Raw genomic sequence first — 20,738 nt, 5'->3', positions numbered from 1 at the left:
GTGCATAACGTTTTAACAGGCATGAATTTCAACAGGCACAGCATGAGCATTGATATAGCGAAATATCCAACATTAGCACTGGCGGAAACCCCTGAAGAACTACGCCTGCTACCTAAAGACACTTTGCCAAAGTTATGCGATGAACTGCGCGAATTTTTGCTAAACAGTGTCAGTCGCTCCAGCGGCCACTTTGCTTCCGGTCTCGGAACGGTCGAATTAACGGTCGCACTCCATTACATTTATAAAACACCTTTTGACAATTTAGTCTGGGATGTCGGTCATCAGGCCTATCCACATAAAATTCTGACCGGACGCCGTGACCGTATCGACACTATTCGCCAGAAAAATGGTCTCCACCCTTTCCCGTGGCGAGATGAAAGCAAATATGACACGCTATGTGTCGGTCATTCATCAACCTCAATCAGTGCCGGGTTGGGTATGGCAATTGCAGCAGAACATGAAGGTAAGGGTCGTAAGACAGTCTGTGTGATTGGTGATGGCGCTATTACCGCGGGTATGGCTTTTGAAGCTATGAACCATGCAGGTGATATAGATCCTGATATGCTTGTCATCCTCAATGACAACGAAATGTCTATTTCCGAGAACGTTGGAGCATTGAACAACCATCTGGCCCAATTGCTTTCAGGAAAGTTGTACACAACTCTGCGTGAGGGTGGTAAGAAAGTCTTCTCCGGCCTGCCGCCTATCAAAGAATTATTGAAAAAGACCGAGGAACACCTCAAAGGTATGGTTGTTCCCGGAACGTTGTTCGAAGAACTTGGATTTAACTATATCGGCCCGATTGATGGTCATGACGTGTTGGCGCTGACCCAAACATTGAAAAACATGCGTGAACTAAAAGGGCCTCAATTCCTGCATATCATGACCAAAAAAGGCCGTGGTTATGCTCCTGCGGAAAAAGATCCGATCAGTTGGCATGCTGTACCTAAATTTGATCCCTCTACCGGCTCCCTGCCAAAAAGTACGGATACCCGCCCGACGTTTTCCAAAATCTTCGGGGAATGGTTGTGTGAAGAAGCTGCCACCGACAAAAAACTCATGGCGATCACTCCAGCTATGAGAGAAGGCTCTGGCATGGTACGTTTCTCTCGTGAGTACCCTGAACAATACTTTGACGTCGCCATTGCCGAACAGCATGCTGTGACATTTGCAGCAGGGCTGGCAATCGGGGGGTATAAACCAATTGTCGCAATTTACTCAACCTTCCTGCAACGTGCTTACGATCAGCTTATTCATGACGTTGCTATCCAGAACTTACCCGTCCTGTTTGCCATTGACCGTGGCGGAATTGTCGGAGCCGACGGGCAGACTCATCAGGGGGCATTCGACCTTTCATTCCTGCGCTGTATCCCCAATATGGTGATCATGGCACCGAGTGATGAAAATGAGTGCCGTCAGATGCTGCATACGGGTTACCACTATCAAGATGGCCCTGCTGCTGTTCGTTATCCACGAGGTACAGGTGCAGGAGCAGAACTCCAGCCTCTGGAGAAACTGCCAATCGGCAAAGGTATTATTCGTCGTCAAGGAGAACGCATTGCTATTCTGAGCTTCGGTACATTACTGCCAAACGCACTACAGGCCGCAGAGTCCTTGAATGCAACCGTTGTTGATATGCGCTTTATCAAACCACTGGATAAAGAATTGGTACTAGAGATGGCTTCTCAACATGATTTACTGGTGACGTTAGAAGAGAATGCCATCATGGGAGGAGCCGGTAGTGGCGTCAATGAATTGCTGATGCAGACAAGTCAGCCAGTTCCGGTATTAAACCTCGGTTTACCCGACTACTTCATACCGCAAGGCACACAATCAGAGCTTCATGCTGACTTAGGGCTGGATACAACTGGTATTTTGAACGCTATCGAAAAATATCTGAATAAATAGCCTGTTATAACGGATGAATATCCTTTTTAATTATTCATCCGTTATTATTTTTTACCCAATATCTCAAGTTACGATATTTTCTTAAGGTAAAAAGGATTCATTAATATTTCTGTTCATGCAGCCATTGCGCTACACGCTTGGCAAAGTAAGTCAGAACCCCATCTGCTCCTGCACGTTTGAAACATAGTAAGGACTCCATAATCGCGGGTTGTTCTTTCAACCAACCATTTTGAATAGCCGCCATATGCATCGCATATTCACCAGACACCTGATAAGCGAATGTTGGCACACCGAAGGTATCTTTTACCCGACGGATCACATCCAGATAAGGCATACCAGGTTTTACCATCACGCTATCTGCGCCTTCCTGTAAATCCTGCGCAATCTCCTGTAATGCTTCATCACTGTTTGCCGGATCCATCTGATAAGTCATCTTGTTACCACCTTTCAGATTACTACTGGACCCAATAGCATCTCTGAATGGCCCATAGTAACAAGAAGCATATTTAGCCGAATAAGCCATGATCTGAGTGCTTACATGACCATCATTCTCAAGCTGCTCGCGAATAGCACCGATACGGCCGTCCATCATATCGCTGGGGGCAACAATTTCAGCCCCTGCTTCTGCATGAGATAGCGCCTGCTTCACCAAAATCTCTTTAGTGATATCGTTGATAACATAGCCATCCTGATCAATAACACCATCTTGCCCATGAGTAGTAAATGGATCCAATGCAACATCAGTTAACAAGCCTAACTCTGGAACTGCATCTTTCAAGGCACGAACAGAGCGTTGGATCAAACCATCAGGATTATAAGCTTCTTTAGCGTCCAGTGATTTCTTGTCTGCTTCAATAACCGGAAACAGAGACAAAACAGGAATACCCAGTCGGGCAATCTCTTCGGCTTCTTTCAGCAGAAGATCGATTGTCAGACGATACACTCCCGGCATGGAAGGCACTTCTTGACGCTGATTAGTCCCTTCCATCACGAACACCGGATAGATCAAGTCATTAACGGTCAGTTGATTTTCAGCGAATAGGCGGCGGGAAAAATCATGACGGCGCACACGGCGCATACGACGGCCAGGAAACGTACCTGGAAATACATAGCTCATACTGTTCTCCTAATGTAAAACCCAGCGGTAATACACTGGGTTAACTCTGCCATCACTTTACTATTACTTGTAATACTGCTGCTCTTAATATTATCAGACAGTTGGCGATAATTATGACTGGCAGGTAGCTGATTACTTTCCTTAATTGTCACCTGCCTGAGTTGTCACCTGCATCATATTCCGATTCATCATCCGTTTTGGATGACTTATGTTTTCCCACATAAAATTGAGAAAACAGAACTCCCAGTTCAAATAGCAAGTACATGGGGACAGCCAACAAAGTTTGCGAGAAGACATCCGGGGGAGTGAGTAGCATTCCTACTACAAACGCCCCGACCAGAATATAAGGGCGTTTTCTTTTCAGTGACTCAGGTGTGACTACCCCACTCCAACACAGCAGAATAATGGCGATTGGCACTTCAAACGAGGCACCAAATGCCATAAAAAGTGCCATAACGAAACTCAGGTAATTACTGATATCCGTCGCAATCAACACGCCAGTGGGGACTGTTTTAGTAAAAAAACCGAATACAAAGGGAAATACGACGAAGTAAGCAAAAATCATCCCCAGGTAGAATAAGACACTACTGGACAACAGCAGCGGCACAATCAAACGCCGTTCATGTTTATACAGAGCCGGTGCAATAAATGCCCATACCTGATACAGGATCATGGGTGCCGAAATAAAAATTGATACCATGATGGTAAGTTTGATCGGCGTAAAGAAAGGTGATGCTACATCCGTTGCGATCATATTCGCACCTTTAGGCAATTGTTCCATTAAAGGCGCAGCAATAAGCCGATATATATCGTTAGAAAAATAAACCAATGCCAGAAAAACCACCAGCACAGTAATCAAACTATTCAAAATCCTCTTACGCAGTTCAATCAGGTGACTGATAAGAGGTTGAGTATCATCCACAGACATGTTTTAGTGTTCACTATTGGATTTTTCAGGGGATTGCTTTGTATTCTGTTTGGTACTTTTTTTTGAGATTTCTTCTAACTTTTTTTCTGTTACTTGTTCTCTATATTGGTTTAGTTTCTGCTCTGGTACTGGATCAGACTCAAGGGAGTGAAAATGCGTTTCGTCTTCTTCCAGCTCTTTAGCTTCTTCGGGAGTAAGCTGATACGACTTCTTCAACGATTCAGCCGCTTCCCTTAATTCATCCATTGATGCTTTTAATTCTGGAGAGAGAGACTGTAAGTCTGCTTTTGCTTCCATTTTTTTCAAGCTATCCTGAAGCTCCTGCAACTTTAATTCCTTTGCAAGTTCACTCTGGACATTGACTGCCAGTGATCGTAATACCCTTACCCAGCCTGCTATAGTTTTAACAGCAACAGGCAGACGCTCAGGCCCCAGGACAATCAGGCCAATTACCAGCACCAACAGCAGTTCACTAAAACCAATGTCAAACACGGTTTATACCTATTCTTTTTTGTCTTTGCTCTCTGATTTTTCAGACTGAGCAACGGTGGGCTTTTCGGTGAGATTTTTAGTCTCAAAGTCAGCATCATGGTTGTTTTTCTCAGCCTGATCTGACTTTTCATCATCACTCATCGCTTTTTTGAAGCCTTTTATCGACTCTCCTAAATCAGAACCTAATGTACGCAGTTTATTAGTCCCGAACAACAAGACAACAATGACAGCAATAATGAGTAATTGCCAAATACTTATACCACCCATACTGATCTACCTCATGTTCGTGGGGAATATACCCTTCATCTTTCAGATTGCAGTTTTGTAGACTACATCTTGAAATCTACCTCAGGTACATATCATTAATAATTTTATTATAAACTACGAACTTTATGTTCGGAAATACCGCAACCATGCCAAAAGCTACAGCAAAATAATCTTTACTTATTTTCTTTCCGGCAAATGGCTACTTAAGTTTAAACCAGCCCAATATCCACGATATTATTCCCACCCCCATCAATCCCCATGAAAAATGAGTCAGGTTAGTGATAAGAAATAAACCACCACAGATAAACAATGTTGCACCAATCCCTAGCAAGTAAAGAGATTTTCGATGATTATTCTGTTGCTGTTTTAACTGTTGTGATATCTGGTCAATATTCGTTTGTAAACGTTTATGTTGCTGCAATGTGCCATAAATCAGTTCAGGAAATTCTGGTAATTTTTCCGCCCAATAGGGTGCTTTTTCTTTAAATGCACGCATAATAGCCGGAAGACCAACTTGATCATGTAGCCAATCTTCCAGAAACGGTTTTGCCGTTTTCCATAAATCAAGCTGAGGATAAAGCTGACGCCCTAACCCTTCGACATACAACAGTGTTTTTTGTAGCAGGACTAACTGAGGTTGCACTGTCATATTAAAACGATGGGCTGTATTGAAGAGGTTCAACAACACATGACCAAATGAGATATCTGCAAGTGGTTTTTCAAAAATAGGCTCACATACTGTTCTGATAGCAAACTCAAAATCTTCCACATTGGTATCTGCCGGAACCCAGCCTGAATCTACATGGAGTTTCTGCTACCTTTCGATAATCTCGATTGAAGAAAGCAATAAAGTTTTCTGCCAGGTAACGTTTATCGTCTTTGTTCAGAGAGCCGACAATACCGTAATCAATACCTATATAAGTGGGATCTTCTGGACGTTCATAGCTGACAAAAATGTTGCCCGGATGCATATCTGCATGGAAAAAACTATCACGAAATACCTGAGTAAAAAATATCTGAACACCACGCTCAGCAAGTAACTTCATATCGGTATTTTGTGCTTCCAAAGCTGCGACATCAGACACAGGAATACCATAAATACGCTCCATAACCAGGACATTCTCCCGACAATAATCAGGATAAACTTCCGGTACATAAAGCATAGGGCTGTCTTCAAAATTGCGACGCAGTTGAATGGCATTTGCAGCTTCACGCAACAGATTCAACTCATCAAGCAGCGTTTTTTCATACTCACGAACCACTTCAAGTGGACGAAGACGACGACCATCAGGCAATAAAGGAACCAAATTTGCCAAGCGATACATTAACCGTACATCCGCCTTTATCACAGGCAAAATATCAGGGCGGATCACTTTAATGACGATCTCTTTTCCATTCTCTTTAAGCCGTGCAGTATGCACCTGAGCAATGGAAGCAGAAGCCAGGGGATGCAGATCAAAATCCTCAAACCACGTTTCCAGACTTCCCCCCAATGCCGTCTCAATAGATTTGCGGGCAACGATTCCATCAAAAGAAATGACACGATCTTGCAGTAAAGAGAGCTGATCGGCAATAGCGGAAGGAAACAGATCCCGTCGGGTAGAAAGCATTTGACCAAGCTTAATCCATACCGGTCCAAGCTCTTGCAGCGCCAAGCGTAAGCGCTCCCCGAACGGTTTATCTTTATGTCGATTAGGCAGCCAAAACAGGAAATAACGCCCAAAACGTAATGGCCATGTCAGCCGGATCTTCGGGATTAACTCATCCAGTCCATAGGTAAGAAAAACCTTAATGATAAAATAGAGGCGTTTTATTTCACTGGGAGTCATATTTCTCCTCCATTGCTGCCAGACGCTTTTCCATGTCAGACAGTTCATTGGCAACAGCATTAACTTCTTCACTGAAATAAGCCAATTCCAAAGCACCGGGTGCCATTCTCCACTCTTCCGTCAAGGATTCTGTCAGGTAAGTTTTTTGCTTTGTGATGGTATTACGGGCAAAACTGATGCTGTTTTTCATTACCCGATTGATACCTTCTGCCACAATATCACCGACATAAGGTGAAAGGTAATGGGCAGGATCCCATTCCAGCATATCCAGCAAGGCCGACCACCGCTGAATAACCTGCATATCCCCTTCAATAACAATTTCACTACTGTTAATCAGAGATGAAAGATATTGACGATCCCGCAGCTTAAGCAATGCTGGTAATGTCGTTTTCATCGAACAATCCACAGCTCCTGACCATTGACTTAAAACATCTAATTGTCTTTCATTAAAAACCAATACCAATGGAGTCCCGATTTCTTTCAGTTCGATAGAAAGAACTTTACCTGCTAGTCGCATACGTGCTGATTTCAATACAGTTTCGCGGTACAACAGATGATTCAGAGTTGTTTCCAGAAAAGCAGTCAGAACCGGAAACAATACCGTAGAATTCACACTGTGCCTTAATGAGGGAGTTTCCATTTCAGAACTTAAACCCTTTATGCAGTGCAACAATTCCCCCCGTCATATTGTTGTAAGAAACTTGCTCAAAACCAGCTGCTTCCATCATGGTTTTTAATGTTTCCTGATCGGGGTGCATACGAATGGATTCTGTCAGATAGCGGTAACTATCCGCATCCTTAACAACCATCTGACCAATCCGTGGCAAAATGTGGAACGAATAGGCATCATAAACTTTACTCAACGGTTCCAGCACAGGTTTGGAAAACTCCAGTACTAATAAACGCCCGCCTGGTTTCAGGACACGGTACATAGAACGCAGGGCTTTGTCTTTATCCGTGACATTACGCAGGCCGAACGAAATAGTAATGCAGTCAAAATAGTTATCCGCAAATGGTAATTCCTCAGCATTAGCCTGAACATAACTGACATTACCGACTATGCCGTTATCACGCAGTTTTTCCCGCCCGACTTTCAGCATAGAATCGTTGATGTCTGCCAGAACAACTTCTCCCTTCTCCCCTACAAGACGGGAAAATTTCGCTGTCAGATCCCCTGTTCCCCCCGCCAGATCAAGGACTCTATGACCACGGCGCACACCACTTGCATCAATAGTGAAACGCTTCCAGATACGATGAATGCCAAACGACATCAAATCATTCATCAAATCGTATTTTGATGCGACAGAGTGGAATACCTCCGCCACCATATCTTTTTTCTCTTCTTTGGCTACGGTACGGAAACCAAAATGAGTGGTTTCTTTCGATTGATCTGCCATGTTATTTGTCCGCTTTTCATTCAAAAAATTATAGCAAGTGTACCAGCCTTTCCGGTAAAACCCTATCCAGACTTTATTCATTAACCGATAAAGATTGAAAAGATTTATCAATAACCTGTGAATCGATGGGGCGTTTAATATCCACACCTAAATCACGAAATCCTTCAGCCTGATGAATCAGGTTCCCCCTTCCTTCTGCCAGCTTTTTCATTGCCAAATGGTAACTCGCCTGTGCTTTGCTGAGGCTTTGTCCTAAGCCCTGCATATCATCCACAAACAATCGCATTTTGTCATACATTCTGGCCGCTTTTTCCGCAATCAGACGTGCATTCTGGCTTTGATATTCATAGCGCCAAAGGTTATTAATAGTGCGAACAGCCACCAGAAGTGTAGAGGGGCTAACCAGCATAATATTATGCTTCAGTGCCTCGTCGAGTATTTCAGGAGTCTGGTTAAGCGCCACCAGATAAGCAGGCTCTACAGGGATAAACATCAAGACATAGTCCAGTGAACGTATTCCCGGTAACTGTTGATAATTTTTACGGCTAAGTCCCCGGATATGGCCTCTTATGGAGTTTATATGCTCCTGTAATGCCTGTATTTGCTCTGTTTCATCATTGCTATTGAAATAACGCTCATAAGCAATCAATGACATTTTGGCATCAATAATGACATCTTTTCCTTGTGGTAAGTGCACAATCACATCAGGCTGAAAACGATCACTATTTTCTGTTTTAACGTTAACCTGTGTATGAAATTCATGTCCTTCACGTAAACCGGATGCCTCCAAAACCCGTGCCAAGACCATTTCTCCCCAATTACCCTGCATTTTGTTATCCCCTTTCAGGGCTTTTGTCAGATTAATCGCCTCTTTTGCCATCTGGGCATTAAGCTGCTGAAGGTTACGGATTTCATGGGTTAGTGTATGGCGTTCGCGGGCCTCCTGCCCGAAACTGTCTTGCACCTGACGACGGAACCCTTCCAATTGTTCACGGAAAGGCATCAATAAGTCATTGAGACTTTGGCGACTGTATTCATCAGTACGACGTCGATTTTGTTCAAAAATACGATTGGCGAGATTTTCAAATTGAGTATTCAGGCGCTGTTCACTATTAATCAAGAGACGTTGTTTTTCTTCCGCAGCCAGCCTGCTTTCTTCAAGCCGGGTACTCAACTCACGCAACTCAGCTTCCTGTGCGCTATTGATTTCACGCTGAGCAAGCAATTCTTGGTTTAATTGCTCACATTCAGTGCGCCAATAATGGGATTGCCCTAATTTTTCATGGCTAACCGCAAGCTGACTGTGTAATTCACGCAGTTCCTTTTCTTTGTATTGAATACGTTGGTGAACAGAAAACCAGACGAAAAAAACCTCCGCCTAATAATCCAATTAAGCCACCAATTAACATGTATAACCAATGGATATCCACCTATACGCCCCCGCTAACTTTACCCCAACCACTTTGCTTTAATGTAAGTTAAATAGAGGCTGTATAGATGTCCAGATTATTCACCGGATTTCTTGCAGTTTGCAAAGCGGCTCGCAATTAGCCCATCCACTCTGCTAACCAACGTATTCCAAAAGCTCCCGGAGCTAAAATACCAAATGCCCAAATCAAAGCAGAAGCGAAATTAGCCAGCTGGAAATGGCGTTTTGGCATTGCACAAATGCCTGCCACCAATGGGATTGCAGCTCTTAAAGGGCCAAAAAAACGGCCGATGAAAACGCCCCATACACCCCAGCGTTCAAAAAACTGATGACCACGAACTAATGTTTGCGGGTGGCGTGAAAGTGGCCACATTTTGCCGACATTTTCCTTGAAATGGTAACCAAATAGATAAGAAACCCAATCACCAAAGAAGGCTCCTGCGGCAGCTGCTATCCATATCGGCCAAAAATTTAATCCACTTTCACCAATCAGAGCTCCCAGCCCTAATAAGATGATCGTGGCTGGCAATAATAGAGAAATGAATGCCAGAGATTCCCCAAAAGCGAGCAAGAAAATAATGGGGATTGCCCAGGCTTCATGATCTCTGACAAAATTGGTGATGACTTCAATGATTTCATGCAAGCTCACATTAATCTTTCCTGTGTTAATCTTTACCGGATTTCAGGTTAGCAGTAAATGAATTAACCAATGCTAACCTGTTATTCTTATTCAAAAAATATTTATTCCAAAAAGAGATTTATTCGAGGAAATAACGTTGCAATTTTTCACGAGCTGCAATATTGAGTCCAATGTCTTTTTCCAGCCAGATATCCACACTACCATAGTGTTCATTGATGCTGTTCAGTGCAGTCATCAAAAATTCTTCCCTGACTGAATACACATAAGCCAATTTTTCAACCACACTATCACTCATCACTTTCGCATGTTCATTCAATAGATATTCGCGATACGGTGCCAGAGTGATATTTGTCACCAAATAGTCTTCTATCACTGTATCCAGATCTGCCCCCAGCGCAAACAATACCAGAGCAGAGCCGACACCTGTTCTGTCTTTACCCACAGCACAATGTTGTACAATTCCACCTTTCTCCGGCTGTAGCAATAGCTTAGCTAATGTCTTATAAGCAGGATTATTAATTGGTAACAATTGATATAGACGCAGCATAAAATCTTTCGCATCAAACTGTTCCAACGCTTCATGACTCAGCCTCTCCAGATTAGCATCAACTTCTTTGGAAAGCGGGTTAGCCGGAGCATGGTGGTAATTCGCTCCACGCCACACCTGATCTGGCCTGTCCTCAATTTCACTGCTATCACGATAATCAATGATCTGGAAAAGATTTTGTTCCATCAAAAAAGCCTGATCGTTATCAGTCAACATGTCCAGAGAGCCTGAACGAAATAACAAACCAGACTTAATCTTAGAACCATTGTTCAGTGTCTTGTTACCTAAATCACGGAAGTTGATCCCGCCATTCAAAGGAAGTAATGAGGGATGAGATAGAAATGTTGTGGTCATAATCACTCTTTCTTATTGAAGTACATGTTATTGGCACAGACTGTTATCGCAACAAACTGTAATTGAAATAAGTTGTTATTAACGCAAAATGTTATGACATTATCAGATTTCAGAATGAAATAAAGTGGAGAAAACAGAAAGATTAGGTGATCAGGCCAGAATATTCCGGCCCGTGAATAGAGTGATTACAACAGACGACGAGCCGCATCTACAACGATGCCTAATGCATTACTTTCTGTTTTTTTCAGCAATTCAACATCTGGAATTTCCTGCTGAGTACGGTTAACAATCACACCCGCAACCATACCAGCACGCAGTCCCTGACTTGCACACATTGTCAACAAAGTCGCTGATTCCATTTCAAAGTTCATCACCCCCATTTCCTGCCACTCTTTCATAGAGCCCTGGAAGCGGCGGACAACACGACCAGAATAGGTATCGTAACGTTCCTGTCCTGGATAAAAAGTATCAGAAGAAGCAGTCACACCGACGTGAGTTGTAGAACCTGATGCTTTTGCTGCTGCATACAGTGCGTTGGTGCATGCAAAATCAGCCACAGCCGGGAACTCCATCGGAGCAAAGTGCAGGCTGGCTCCATCCAGACGAACTGCGGCAGTGGTCACTAACACATCACCCACATTAATATTCTTCTGGATCGCTCCAGTTGTACCAATACGTAAGAAAGTGCGTACACCTAATTGCGCCAATTCTTCTACAACGATTGACGTTGATGGGCCACCAATACCCGTGGAGCAGACAACAACTGGCTTACCATCAATTTCGGCACGCCATGTTGTAAATTCACGATGAGAAGCCAGATGAACTGGGTTATTCATCAATCTTGCAATTTTCTCAACACGGTTAGGATCGCCTGGAACAATAGCCAGAGTAGCGCCCTGTAAGTCGTTTTTGGTAATACCTAAATGGAATACATCAGACATATTGGCTCCTCAACAGGAATATTCAAAATCAAAATACAGATACCTAAATTTAGTGAATACTCTGACATCTTTTAGTGATATAAGTCACCTTTAGTTAAAAAAATAAAAGAAACGCATACATTAAGTTGTGATTAAAATCACATTTATGTGTGATAGATAATACGGTGAGTATAGAGCCGAAATGGAAATAATATTCGAAGAACAATCACAAAAAGCGCTCCTCACAGAGCGCTATTGGATCATTACAAGATTAAGTTAAGAAGCAATATGCCGCACAGTCCAATTCCCCATGCGATTGTTGTCGGAATCGACCAGACGATCACTTGATGCCTCACATCCTTAATGCCCATCATCCGGTTAACTACCCAGAAAAAACAGTCATTAAAATAGCTGAAGAACAGTGTTCCCATCATTGCAGCCTGAGCAGCCACTAACATATTAATATCCGGTATCTGTTTAATAACGGGCGCTGAAATAGACGCTGCTGTAATCATTGCCACAGTACCAGAGCCTTGAATGATGCGTATTAACGTCGCAATGATAAATGGGATTAAGACCGGAGTTATTGGCAGTCCGGCTATATATTGTGCCAGTATTGTCCCGGTTGAACCCTCATTTAATACAGCTCCCAATGCCCCTCCTGCACCTGATACTAATAAAATAATACCCACGGTTTGTAACCCGGTTTCCAAATGTTCAATAACCTCTTGTTTACTGACATTTGGCATGAGCTTATAAACCGCCAGCAAAACACTGATTGCCAGAGCGATAATGGGTGATCCAAGAAAATTAAAAACCTGAAAGTAAAAATGGTTTTCCTTACCGGTAAACAGAGCCGTTTTCAACAATAATCCATTCACAACATTAATGAAAATCAGCACGATAGGCACAACAATAGGCAGAAGAGAAATAAATAAACCTGGTAATGGCTTGTGCGATTTCTCTTCCATATAGCTTTGATGAATTTGTCGCAAATTTTCTTCTGTCTCAGCAAGCTGATATTCAGGATATTTAGTCTCTAACCATTTGGCATAGCAGGTAATACCGATAACGCATGGGATAGCCAGTATCATACCTACCAGCATCACTTTACCTACGCTTACTCCGAATATTCCGGCCACACCAAGCGGCCCCGGTGTTGGTGGAACAATATGGTGAGTCACCACCAGCCCTCCGGCCAATGCTACTCCTAACGTCAGTACATTTCGTTTGCCCTTCTTTGCCAATGCTTTTACCAGAGGATAGAGGATCACAAAAGCCGAATTAACAAATATAGGGATACTAACGATATAACCGGTGATTGCCAGCGCCCATTCTTCGCGCCTTTTACCTAACCACTTGATCAAGCTATAGGCAATTTGTTCAGTTGCACCAGAGGCTTCCAATATCCTCCCCATCATGCTTCCTAATCCAATCACAATACCAATACTGCCTAATGTCGAGCCAAACCCTTTAGCGATAACCTCAACGACATTGCTCATGGTTAAACCGCCGGATACTCCTGCGATAACCGCAGCAATTAACATGGCAAGAAGTACATGAATACGAGTGCGTAAGACCAGAAAAATCAGCGTAAATACTGCCACACCCAATCCAATAATTGGAATGTAAAACTCCACCATAAAACCCCGTTTCAATCTGTATCATTGGCGATAAATGTGCATGGTATGTCAGTCAAAGTTCTTGTTACAAGCGGTACCAAAACCTGAAGCCTTAATTAAAGTGATGAGGATTTTATTTGGAGTATCCAGAATAAAGAAAAGCGCCCTTTACAGAGCGCATTACGATGACTTACATGACGAGATTAAGTAGCAATACACCGCACAGCCCAATTCCCCATGCAATTGTTGTCGGAATTGACCAGACAATCATCTGCTGTTTTGCATCTTTAATACCCATCATCCGGTTAACCATCCAGAATAAGCTATCATTGAAGTAGCCGAAGAATAGTGACCCCATCGTTGCAGCCAAAGCCGCAGCCAACATATTAATATCCGGTATCTGATTGATTATAGGTGCTGAAATGGAAGCTGCTGTAACCATAGCTACTGTGCCAGAACCTTGAATCAAACGTACTAGTGTAGAAATAATAAATGGAATCAAAATTGGGGTTATTGGCAGGCTGGCAATATATTTCGCTAAAATAGTCCCTGTCCCACTTTCATGTAATACTGCTCCCAAAGCTCCACCAGCACCAGTAACCAACAGAATAATACCTGCCATCTTTAAACCATTTTCCAGATGTTCAATTACCTCATGCCTGTTAGCTTTGGGTATTAGCGTATAAATCGCCAATAGTACACTAATTGCCAAAGCAATAATTGGCTCACCAAGAAAATCAAGAAATTGAAAATAGAAATGATTTTCCCTTCCAAGCAACAAATCAAATTCCAATAACAATCCATTAACTGATTTGATAAAAATCAGGAAGAGTGGCACAGCAATAGGCAATAGGGAAAGAAATAAACTTGGTAATGATTCATTGGATTTTTTTTCCATATAGTTTTGATGAATTCTTTTTAAATTTTCCAAATTTATTTCTTCATCAACAAATTGGTATTCAGGATATTTAACTGCCAGCCATTTAGAATAAAAAGTGATTCCTATGACACATGGAATAGCAAGTATCATACCTCCTAACATCATCGAACCTACATCCACACCGAAGATACCAGCTACACCAAGTGGCCCCGGTGTTGGTGGAACAATATGGTGAGTTACCACCAATCCCCCAGCCAGTGCAACCCCCAACGTCAATATATTTCTCTTTCCTTTCTTTGCCAATGCTCTTGCAAGAGGATAGAGGATCACAAACGCTGAGTTAACAAAAATAGGAATACTAATAATATAACCTGTAACTGCTAGAGCCCATTCTTCTCGCTTTTTTCCCAGCACTTTAATCAAGCTATAAGCAATTTGTTCAGTTGCACCAGAAACCTCTAATATTCGTCCCATCATTAGGCCCAGTCCAATCACAATGCCTATGCTACCTAATGTTGAACCGAATCCTTTGGTAATTACTTCTACAGCATTAGTTATGCTCAATCCACCAGTAATTCCAGCGATTATAGCTGCAACCAGCATAGCAACAATAGCAGGAACCCGAGTATATAAGACCAAAAAAAGTAGAGTAAATATAGCTATCCCTAGTCCAATGATTGGAATATATAATGTCATATAAAAATACTTTTTAATGTATCTCGCTACGGATAAACTCACAAATAACATCACTGAATGAATGGTCGACACTAAAGCCTAATGCAAGGCTACGGCTAATATCAAAATTTCCCGGCCAACTTGCTACTATTCGATTAATATTTTCGGTCGTGACATCAATTTATTGAATCATGTATAGTCTGTCTATTTGGAGAACATTCAAATGGCAAAGATTGATGTCACTTGTCCTGCTTGTTGTGCAGTTAAAGGGAGCCATCGCAATGGGCGTTCACGTTCGGGTCACCAACGTTATCTTTGCCAGTCCTGTCGTCACTCTTGGCAACTTGAATTCACTTATGCCGCTTGTCGTCCCGGCACCCATAAGCAAATCGTCGATATGGCCATGAATGGGATGGGATGTCGGGCGACAGCACGGGTGATGGGGATTGGCCTAAATACCGTGCTTCGTCATTTAAAAAGCTCAAACCCAAATCGGTAACAGAAGCCATTTCTCCCGGCACCGAAGTGATTGTCTGCTGTGAAATGGATGAACAGTAGTCGTACGTGAAGCCAAAGAAGCAGCCCCGTTGGCTCTTTTATGCCTACGACAGGATAAGACGAAAAGTGATCGCCCATGTTTTTGGTCCAGGGACAAAAAAGACATTAATGCGCCTGATGGCTTTGCTGGCCCCTTTCAACACTGTTATTTATATGACAGAGGGTTGGAAAAGTTATGAAAAAGCCTTGGCGGGGAAACTCCATGTGGTCAGCAAACGTTATACCCAACGCATAGAGAGGCATAACCTGAATCTTCGTCAGCATTTGGCAAGACTGACTCGCAAGACATTGTCTTTTTCAAAATCCATAGAAATGCATGACAGAATTATAGGGTATTATCTGAACATTCATCACTATCAATAAATTGGAATCATGACCATATTTTCATCTGGCTCAAAACGAATAAACTCTATCGTCTTTCGTCCAGCTACTTTCTCCAATGCATCAATCATTTCTTCAACTGTGATACTAATGCCCGGTAAATTCACTGTTCGTGAAATAGTAAACTTCTCTGCCGATATTTGTGCTGCATGAATGAGGTTTCTAATGACAATTTCAGGGCTAGAAAGCCACAATACGAGATTACGAGAAACAGGACAAACATTGCTTTCTCCATGCAATGATTCACGAATAATACCGCTAGCAAATGATGAAGCGGCCTTATTAGGTTTACCTGAACGGACACTAACAGTCGGCAAACGAAGAACCCGCCCATCAACATATCCTTTACGCGAATAATCATTAATCATCAATTCACACATAGCCTTTTGCGTACCATATGAAGATAGGGGATTAACAGCATGGTCATCCGTTACTAATTCTGGTAATTCTCCTCCAAATACAGCCAGTGAACTGGTGAAAATAAACTTTAATGATGGATTATGTGTACGAGCAGCCTCCAACAAACAGCGTGTTACATCAAAATTAATTTTCATACCTAAATCAAAATCTTGTTCAGCATGACTACTAACAATAGCAGCCAGATGAAACAGAACATCACTTTCTTCATCAATCAATTTTTCAACCGCACCAGTTTGTGCTAAATCCACAGCTAAACATTGCACTCTTGGATCATCTATCGGAGAGATCGGGCATTGAATATCGGTTAATATCAGCTGATTAAAATTCAATCCATATCTATTTTTAAGTAAAGCGAAAGTTAGCTGCTGCCCCAGAAATCCTGCGCCACCAGTGATGATAATTTTCATCTAAAACTCCCTTTTAAGATTTTTGGGATTTTTTATAAAGAACATCATTTTTATAATTCTTACGCACTGACAATATGTAATTTCAGTCCATTTTCCTGCAATTTTTCCTGTTCTGATATCGGTAATTGTCCATCACATACGATATCGTTTAAATCTGATAGTGAGCAAATATGAAACATACCGTATTTACCATATTTACTACTATCAGAAATCAATATTTTTCTACGAGCAATTTCCAATATTGTCTGTTTTACAAAAACTTTTTCTTCATGAGGAGTAGAAATACCATGCTTAAGATCCCACGAGCTGGTACTGATAAACGCAATATCTATATTCAAAGTACGTAACACCATAGCTGCAGTATTCCCAACGCAGGAATAATTACGTTTATCCACTTGTCCACCAGTATGGAATAAATTCAACTGTGGTTTATTCATCAAATATTGGGTTATTGAAAAGTCATTGGTAACAATCGTTAAATTGAAACGTTCCGCTAATACCTGAGCAATTTCAAACGTCGTTGTTCCCGCATCTAAATAAACTATCTGACCATCTTTAACCAATGATGCAGCATATCTTCCAAGTAAACGCTTGTAGGTATGATTAATAAGTGCTTTTTCACTCCACGGTAATTCTTGCCGTAAAGAATCATTTAACTGAACACCTCCAGAAATACTAATAACTTTTCCTTCATCTTCCAAAGCACGAATATCCCGCCTTACAGTCATATGTGAAACATTCAATAATTCGACTAAAATACTAATGGAAACTGTTCGATGCTCATGTAAATGACGATAAATAAAATCTCTGCGCTCTGTAGGGCTCATTAATTCTCCTGATACTACATTAATTACTATCCAATTATAATAATTATTGAGCTTTTACCAACCACCCAAGCCCTTCGTCAGTATACCCCGCAGGGTAATACTCACACCCAAACCACCCTTGATAACCCATTTCATCCAATCTTTTGAACAACCAAAAGTAATTAATTTCACCAATATCGGGTTCATGACGTCCTGGTACTGAGGCAATCTGTATATGCCTAAATTTTCCCCACAAGCGCTCTATCGTCCGCAACAAATCTCCTTCCATAATCTGGCAATGGTAAAGATCCAACTGAATAAAAACATTTTTACGTCCAATAGCCTTTAACAACGTTTCAGCCTGTCGCTGTGTTGTCAAAAAATAGCCAGGCATATCACGGGTATTTATTGGTTCGATTAAGACATTAACACCGTATTCATACATAACGTCCGCTGCATACTGGATATTTGTGATATAACACTCATACTGTTGTTCCAACTTAAACTGCCCATCTAACTTACCAGCCATTGCATGAACCTGCTTACAATCCAATGCTAAAGCATACTTCAAAGCTTCATGTACCCCATCAGCAAACTCTTTTTCACGTCCAGGCAAACAAGCAACTCCTCTGTCACCAGCTTCCCAAACTCCCGCAGGCATATTGAATAACACTTGTGTAAGTTGATATCTCTTCAATAATGCAGAAAGCTCTTCGGTTGATTCATGGTAAGGGAATAAATATTCCACACCTTTGAAACCAGCATCCGATGCTTTTGCAAAACGCTCCATGAAAGGAACTTCATTAAACATCATACTCAGATTTGCTGCGAATTTAGCCATTATTAATCCTTGCTCTTAACAACAAGGTTACAACTTACTTCACAAACTATTTAACATCTCATCCATGAAGCATCACCTGAGCATGTTTAAAAAAATCTACATCTCCAAAATTCCCTGATTTAAGTGCCAGCCAACAATCACTCTGCGAGTCATATACCCAAGGAACACCCGGTGCAATAGTTGTCCCAATACTGAATTGATGAATTCCTAAACTTTGTACTATCCGACCTGAAGTTTCTCCCCCCGCAATGATAAAAGCATTAAATTCCTGCTGTCTCAATTCAGTGACTACTTGAGCAAAAACTTGTTCAACAGCACTACTAGATTGTATAACTCCATACTGCTTCTGAGTTTCCCTTAAAATTTCAGATGATTGTGTAGCATATAACATTGGTGCCAAGCCCTGTTTAGGCTGCTGAGTAACCCAATTAACCAAGTAGCCAGAGTATTCAGGGTTGTTAATACATTCTCCTACATCCAACGCAATGGCCGGTGCAAACTTTTTATATTCCATGACTTGCTGATATGTCATGGCAGAGCAACTTCCTGAAAGGACAACGACTTTCCTGCCTCCAATTGATGGAGTTTTCCCCATTGACGATACTGACATACCATATTCAGCACAGAGGCTTAGCCCAGTATGATAACTGGCAAGAGCAGCACCTAACCCTGAACCACCAGTTACAAGAGTCATCCCCGACGTAGCTTGTGCAATTGGCATTAAATCATCCATCATCATTGCATCCACCACAGCATATCTAATACCAATACAACGTAATGTATCCAGGCGACTCTGAATAGATAACCCTCCTTGACGCACACAATTAAGATCAACTAATCCAGCCAGCCCTTTTGATTGTTTCTCCATCAACCGCAGCAGATTCGCATCTTTCATCGGAGTAACGGGGTGGTACTGCATACCACTTTCATTTAATAATTGCCCATTAACGAATAAATGCCCGTGCACTACTGTTCTCCCATTAATAGGAAGAGCTGGACAAATCAAGCTTAAGTCGATCTGAAGTTCATCCATCAAAGCGTCTATAACCGGGCCAATGTTTCCTTCTGATGTAGAGTCAAAAGTTGAACAATATTTGAAAAACAGTTGTTGGCAGCCTGCCCTATATCGTAACCATCGACAGGATTTCAAAGAATTTTCAATCGCTTCCTTAATAGGGCAAGAACGACTTTTCAAACTAATCACAATCGCATCTACATCATGGGGAATAAGAGTATTCTCATCCGGTACTCCCAATAATTGACTAACTTGCCAGCCATTTTGCACCATAAAGCTGGCAATATCAGTCGCTCCAGTGAAATCATCAGCAATCACACCCAATTTAATGTCCATGATTTCTCTCTAATAAAGTTATCTCCTTGGATATGTTTATCACGGTTCTACCTCTATATTCTTATAGTTAACTATTAATTCTTCTTCCCTGATGGTTTCCAATGTTTCTTTTGTTTCTATTCCCTCTCCCCAGTCCTATAATCTCTATTTTTATATTGACTTACTTTATGGAATTCCCTGGTGTTGTGACTATTCATTACCCTTTAATAATCACATAGATAACTTCACAAAAAAACGATGAATATCACATTCAAGGTTTATTTCCCAACAAGAAAAAAACAAATAACAAATTGAATATAAAGCAGTTATTGCAAATTGACAGGAAAAAGCATTTCACACATTCATGTGATTAACATAAACAAAAATTCTCAATAACCTGACACTCCAACCACCCCCAATAAGCTGAATTTAAAATAATGTGCTACTTTAATAAGTAAATATTGAATTACCCTTTGTTTTATAACACTTATATTTATTTATTCCTGTAAAAGCATCCAATTTAGTGTTTTATTTCGCTTAATCCAGTAAAACCTCAACAAAGGAGGGAAATTACGATGAGCTTCTTTGACCAAATTGCAAATATGCTGAGTAGGGGGAAAAACCAACAAATTCAGCACATGGTGGACTGGGTTGAAGGTCAGGGAGGGATCAGCGGATTGATTGAAAAATTTTCCCAACAAGGATTGGATGGCACAATTCATTCATGGATTAGTACAGGAGAAAATACCCCTATTCATGCTGATCAAATTTCTTCCATTTTTGGTTCTTCTACAATCCAGGGATTGGCAGAAAAAATGGGTATCGATCCCGATGAAGCTTCGTCATTAATTTCACAACATTTGCCTAACCTGATTGATAAGGTCACCCCAAATGGTGAAATTCCAGAAAATTTGGATCTGAAGTCCGCAGGAATGGGTTTGTTAAAAAATAAGTTTCTAAGTAAGTAAATCAACTCGCCCACCACGCTTA

At 41.6% G+C, this 20,738-nt stretch carries 17 protein-coding genes and 4 pseudogenes; 3 read left to right on the top strand and 18 right to left on the bottom strand.

The features are described 5' to 3' along the window. The first annotated feature begins 42 nt into the window (after positions 1 to 42). Complete coding sequence (gene dxs, locus BDD26_RS08970) at positions 43 to 1,908, top strand: 1-deoxy-D-xylulose-5-phosphate synthase (protein ID WP_115826338.1); 1,866 nt, start codon at positions 43 to 45, stop codon at positions 1,906 to 1,908. Positions 1,909 to 2,008: 100 nt separating this feature from the next. Here the strand turns inward: dxs and hemB are convergent, their stop codons facing one another. The 14 genes and pseudogenes from hemB to BDD26_RS20820 all read right to left on the bottom strand — a co-directional run. Further along, a complete protein-coding gene (hemB, locus tag BDD26_RS08965; protein WP_038262148.1) occupies positions 2,009 to 3,025 on the bottom strand; it encodes a porphobilinogen synthase in 1,017 nt (338 codons plus the stop codon). A gap of 148 nt (positions 3,026 to 3,173) precedes the next feature. Further along, complete coding sequence (tatC, locus tag BDD26_RS08960) at positions 3,174 to 3,953, bottom strand: Sec-independent protein translocase subunit TatC (protein ID WP_115826337.1); 780 nt, start codon at positions 3,951 to 3,953, stop codon at positions 3,174 to 3,176. Positions 3,954 to 3,956: 3 nt separating this feature from the next. Next, positions 3,957 to 4,445, bottom strand: a complete 489-nt coding sequence (tatB, locus tag BDD26_RS08955; protein WP_115826335.1) for a Sec-independent protein translocase protein TatB — start codon at positions 4,443 to 4,445, stop codon at positions 3,957 to 3,959. Between the two features lie 9 nt (positions 4,446 to 4,454). Further along, complete coding sequence (gene tatA / locus BDD26_RS08950; RefSeq protein ID WP_038262138.1) at positions 4,455 to 4,712, bottom strand: Sec-independent protein translocase subunit TatA; 258 nt, start codon at positions 4,710 to 4,712, stop codon at positions 4,455 to 4,457. A 199-nt stretch (positions 4,713 to 4,911) separates the two neighbouring features. Continuing rightward, positions 4,912 to 6,541 (bottom strand): annotated as a pseudogene (ubiB, locus tag BDD26_RS08945) (ubiquinone biosynthesis regulatory protein kinase UbiB). Further along, positions 6,528 to 7,181: a ubiquinone biosynthesis protein UbiJ gene (ubiJ, locus tag BDD26_RS08940; protein ID WP_115826333.1), complete on the bottom strand. Its 654-nt coding sequence runs from the start codon at positions 7,179 to 7,181 to the stop codon at positions 6,528 to 6,530. The pseudogene ubiB and the gene ubiJ overlap by 14 nt, the downstream one beginning before the upstream one ends. Before the next feature lies 1 nt (position 7,182). Then, positions 7,183 to 7,938, bottom strand: a complete 756-nt coding sequence (gene ubiE, locus BDD26_RS08935) for a bifunctional demethylmenaquinone methyltransferase/2-methoxy-6-polyprenyl-1,4-benzoquinol methylase UbiE (RefSeq protein WP_115827526.1) — start codon at positions 7,936 to 7,938, stop codon at positions 7,183 to 7,185. A 73-nt stretch (positions 7,939 to 8,011) separates the two neighbouring features. Further along, a pseudogene (gene rmuC / locus BDD26_RS08930) lies at positions 8,012 to 9,368 on the bottom strand (DNA recombination protein RmuC). A 117-nt stretch (positions 9,369 to 9,485) separates the two neighbouring features. Next, positions 9,486 to 10,016 (bottom strand): DedA family protein, encoded by a 531-nt coding sequence (locus BDD26_RS08925; protein WP_038262130.1) that lies wholly within the window; start codon positions 10,014 to 10,016, stop codon positions 9,486 to 9,488. A gap of 109 nt (positions 10,017 to 10,125) precedes the next feature. After that, positions 10,126 to 10,908: a tyrosine-protein phosphatase gene (locus tag BDD26_RS08920; RefSeq protein ID WP_038262127.1), complete on the bottom strand. Its 783-nt coding sequence runs from the start codon at positions 10,906 to 10,908 to the stop codon at positions 10,126 to 10,128. Between the two features lie 185 nt (positions 10,909 to 11,093). Further along, positions 11,094 to 11,849, bottom strand: coding sequence for a uridine phosphorylase (gene udp / locus BDD26_RS08915; protein ID WP_038262124.1), 756 nt, complete (start codon positions 11,847 to 11,849; stop codon positions 11,094 to 11,096). A gap of 242 nt (positions 11,850 to 12,091) precedes the next feature. Next, entirely contained in the window at positions 12,092 to 13,471 is a 1,380-nt protein-coding gene (locus tag BDD26_RS08910) for a GntP family permease (protein WP_115826331.1), read from the bottom strand. 169 nt (positions 13,472 to 13,640) lie between these two features. Then, on the bottom strand, positions 13,641 to 15,026 hold the full coding sequence (locus tag BDD26_RS08905) for a GntP family permease (RefSeq protein ID WP_115826329.1): 1,386 nt from the start codon (positions 15,024 to 15,026) through the stop codon (positions 13,641 to 13,643). A gap of 13 nt (positions 15,027 to 15,039) precedes the next feature. Beyond that, a pseudogene (locus tag BDD26_RS20820) lies at positions 15,040 to 15,171 on the bottom strand (D-erythronate dehydrogenase); the annotation flags it as partial. A gap of 57 nt (positions 15,172 to 15,228) precedes the next feature. On the opposite strand from BDD26_RS20820, the pseudogene BDD26_RS08900 reads away from it, so the two are divergent. After that, a pseudogene (locus BDD26_RS08900) lies at positions 15,229 to 15,926 on the top strand (IS1 family transposase). On the opposite strand, the gene denD reads toward BDD26_RS08900, so the two are convergent. From denD to otnK, 4 genes are read right to left on the bottom strand one after another with little or no spacing between them, the layout of a single operon-like run. Next, positions 15,920 to 16,771, bottom strand: coding sequence for a D-erythronate dehydrogenase (denD, locus tag BDD26_RS08895; protein ID WP_115826327.1), 852 nt, complete (start codon positions 16,769 to 16,771; stop codon positions 15,920 to 15,922). The pseudogene BDD26_RS08900 and the gene denD overlap by 7 nt on opposite strands. 59 nt (positions 16,772 to 16,830) lie before the next feature. Then, entirely contained in the window at positions 16,831 to 17,598 is a 768-nt protein-coding gene (locus BDD26_RS08890) for a DeoR/GlpR family DNA-binding transcription regulator (protein ID WP_115826325.1), read from the bottom strand. Positions 17,599 to 17,641: 43 nt separating this feature from the next. Beyond that, positions 17,642 to 18,418 carry a 2-oxo-tetronate isomerase gene (otnI, locus tag BDD26_RS08885; RefSeq protein WP_115826323.1) on the bottom strand — a complete coding sequence of 259 codons (777 nt, stop codon included), beginning with the start codon at positions 18,416 to 18,418 and terminating at the stop codon, positions 17,642 to 17,644. Positions 18,419 to 18,476: 58 nt separating this feature from the next. Beyond that, positions 18,477 to 19,769, bottom strand: coding sequence for a 3-oxo-tetronate kinase (gene otnK, locus BDD26_RS08880; protein ID WP_115826321.1), 1,293 nt, complete (start codon positions 19,767 to 19,769; stop codon positions 18,477 to 18,479). Between the two features lie 554 nt (positions 19,770 to 20,323). On the opposite strand from otnK, the gene BDD26_RS08875 reads away from it, so the two are divergent. Beyond that, on the top strand, positions 20,324 to 20,716 hold the full coding sequence (locus BDD26_RS08875) for a YidB family protein (RefSeq protein ID WP_115826319.1): 393 nt from the start codon (positions 20,324 to 20,326) through the stop codon (positions 20,714 to 20,716). Positions 20,717 to 20,738 lie beyond the last annotated feature (22 nt).

The organism is Xenorhabdus cabanillasii (assembly GCF_003386665.1).
Lineage (GTDB): Bacteria > Pseudomonadota > Gammaproteobacteria > Enterobacterales > Enterobacteriaceae > Xenorhabdus > Xenorhabdus cabanillasii.
This window is presented reverse-complemented; position numbering and strand designations above follow the sequence as displayed.

Excerpts from the sequence above, each read along its gene's own strand:
- ubiE (WP_115827526.1), bottom strand. The coding sequence starts at position 7,938 with ATGGCAGATCAATCGAAAGAAACCACTCATTTTGGTTTCCGTACCGTA.
- denD (WP_115826327.1), bottom strand. The coding sequence starts at position 16,771 with ATGAAAATTATCATCACTGGTGGCGCAGGATTTCTGGGGCAGCAGCTA.
- BDD26_RS08910 (WP_115826331.1), bottom strand. The coding sequence starts at position 13,471 with ATGGTGGAGTTTTACATTCCAATTATTGGATTGGGTGTGGCAGTATTT.
- ubiJ (WP_115826333.1), bottom strand. The coding sequence starts at position 7,181 with ATGGAAACTCCCTCATTAAGGCACAGTGTGAATTCTACGGTATTGTTT.
- udp (WP_038262124.1), bottom strand. The coding sequence starts at position 11,849 with ATGTCTGATGTATTCCATTTAGGTATTACCAAAAACGACTTACAGGGC.
- tatC (WP_115826337.1), bottom strand. The coding sequence starts at position 3,953 with ATGTCTGTGGATGATACTCAACCTCTTATCAGTCACCTGATTGAACTG.
- otnI (WP_115826323.1), bottom strand. The coding sequence starts at position 18,418 with ATGGCTAAATTCGCAGCAAATCTGAGTATGATGTTTAATGAAGTTCCT.
- hemB (WP_038262148.1), bottom strand. The coding sequence starts at position 3,025 with ATGAGCTATGTATTTCCAGGTACGTTTCCTGGCCGTCGTATGCGCCGT.
- BDD26_RS08905 (WP_115826329.1), bottom strand. The coding sequence starts at position 15,026 with ATGACATTATATATTCCAATCATTGGACTAGGGATAGCTATATTTACT.
- dxs (WP_115826338.1), top strand. The coding sequence starts at position 43 with ATGAGCATTGATATAGCGAAATATCCAACATTAGCACTGGCGGAAACC.
- BDD26_RS08875 (WP_115826319.1), top strand. The coding sequence starts at position 20,324 with ATGAGCTTCTTTGACCAAATTGCAAATATGCTGAGTAGGGGGAAAAAC.
- BDD26_RS08920 (WP_038262127.1), bottom strand. The coding sequence starts at position 10,908 with ATGACCACAACATTTCTATCTCATCCCTCATTACTTCCTTTGAATGGC.
- BDD26_RS08890 (WP_115826325.1), bottom strand. The coding sequence starts at position 17,598 with ATGAGCCCTACAGAGCGCAGAGATTTTATTTATCGTCATTTACATGAG.
- tatA (WP_038262138.1), bottom strand. The coding sequence starts at position 4,712 with ATGGGTGGTATAAGTATTTGGCAATTACTCATTATTGCTGTCATTGTT.
- otnK (WP_115826321.1), bottom strand. The coding sequence starts at position 19,769 with ATGGACATTAAATTGGGTGTGATTGCTGATGATTTCACTGGAGCGACT.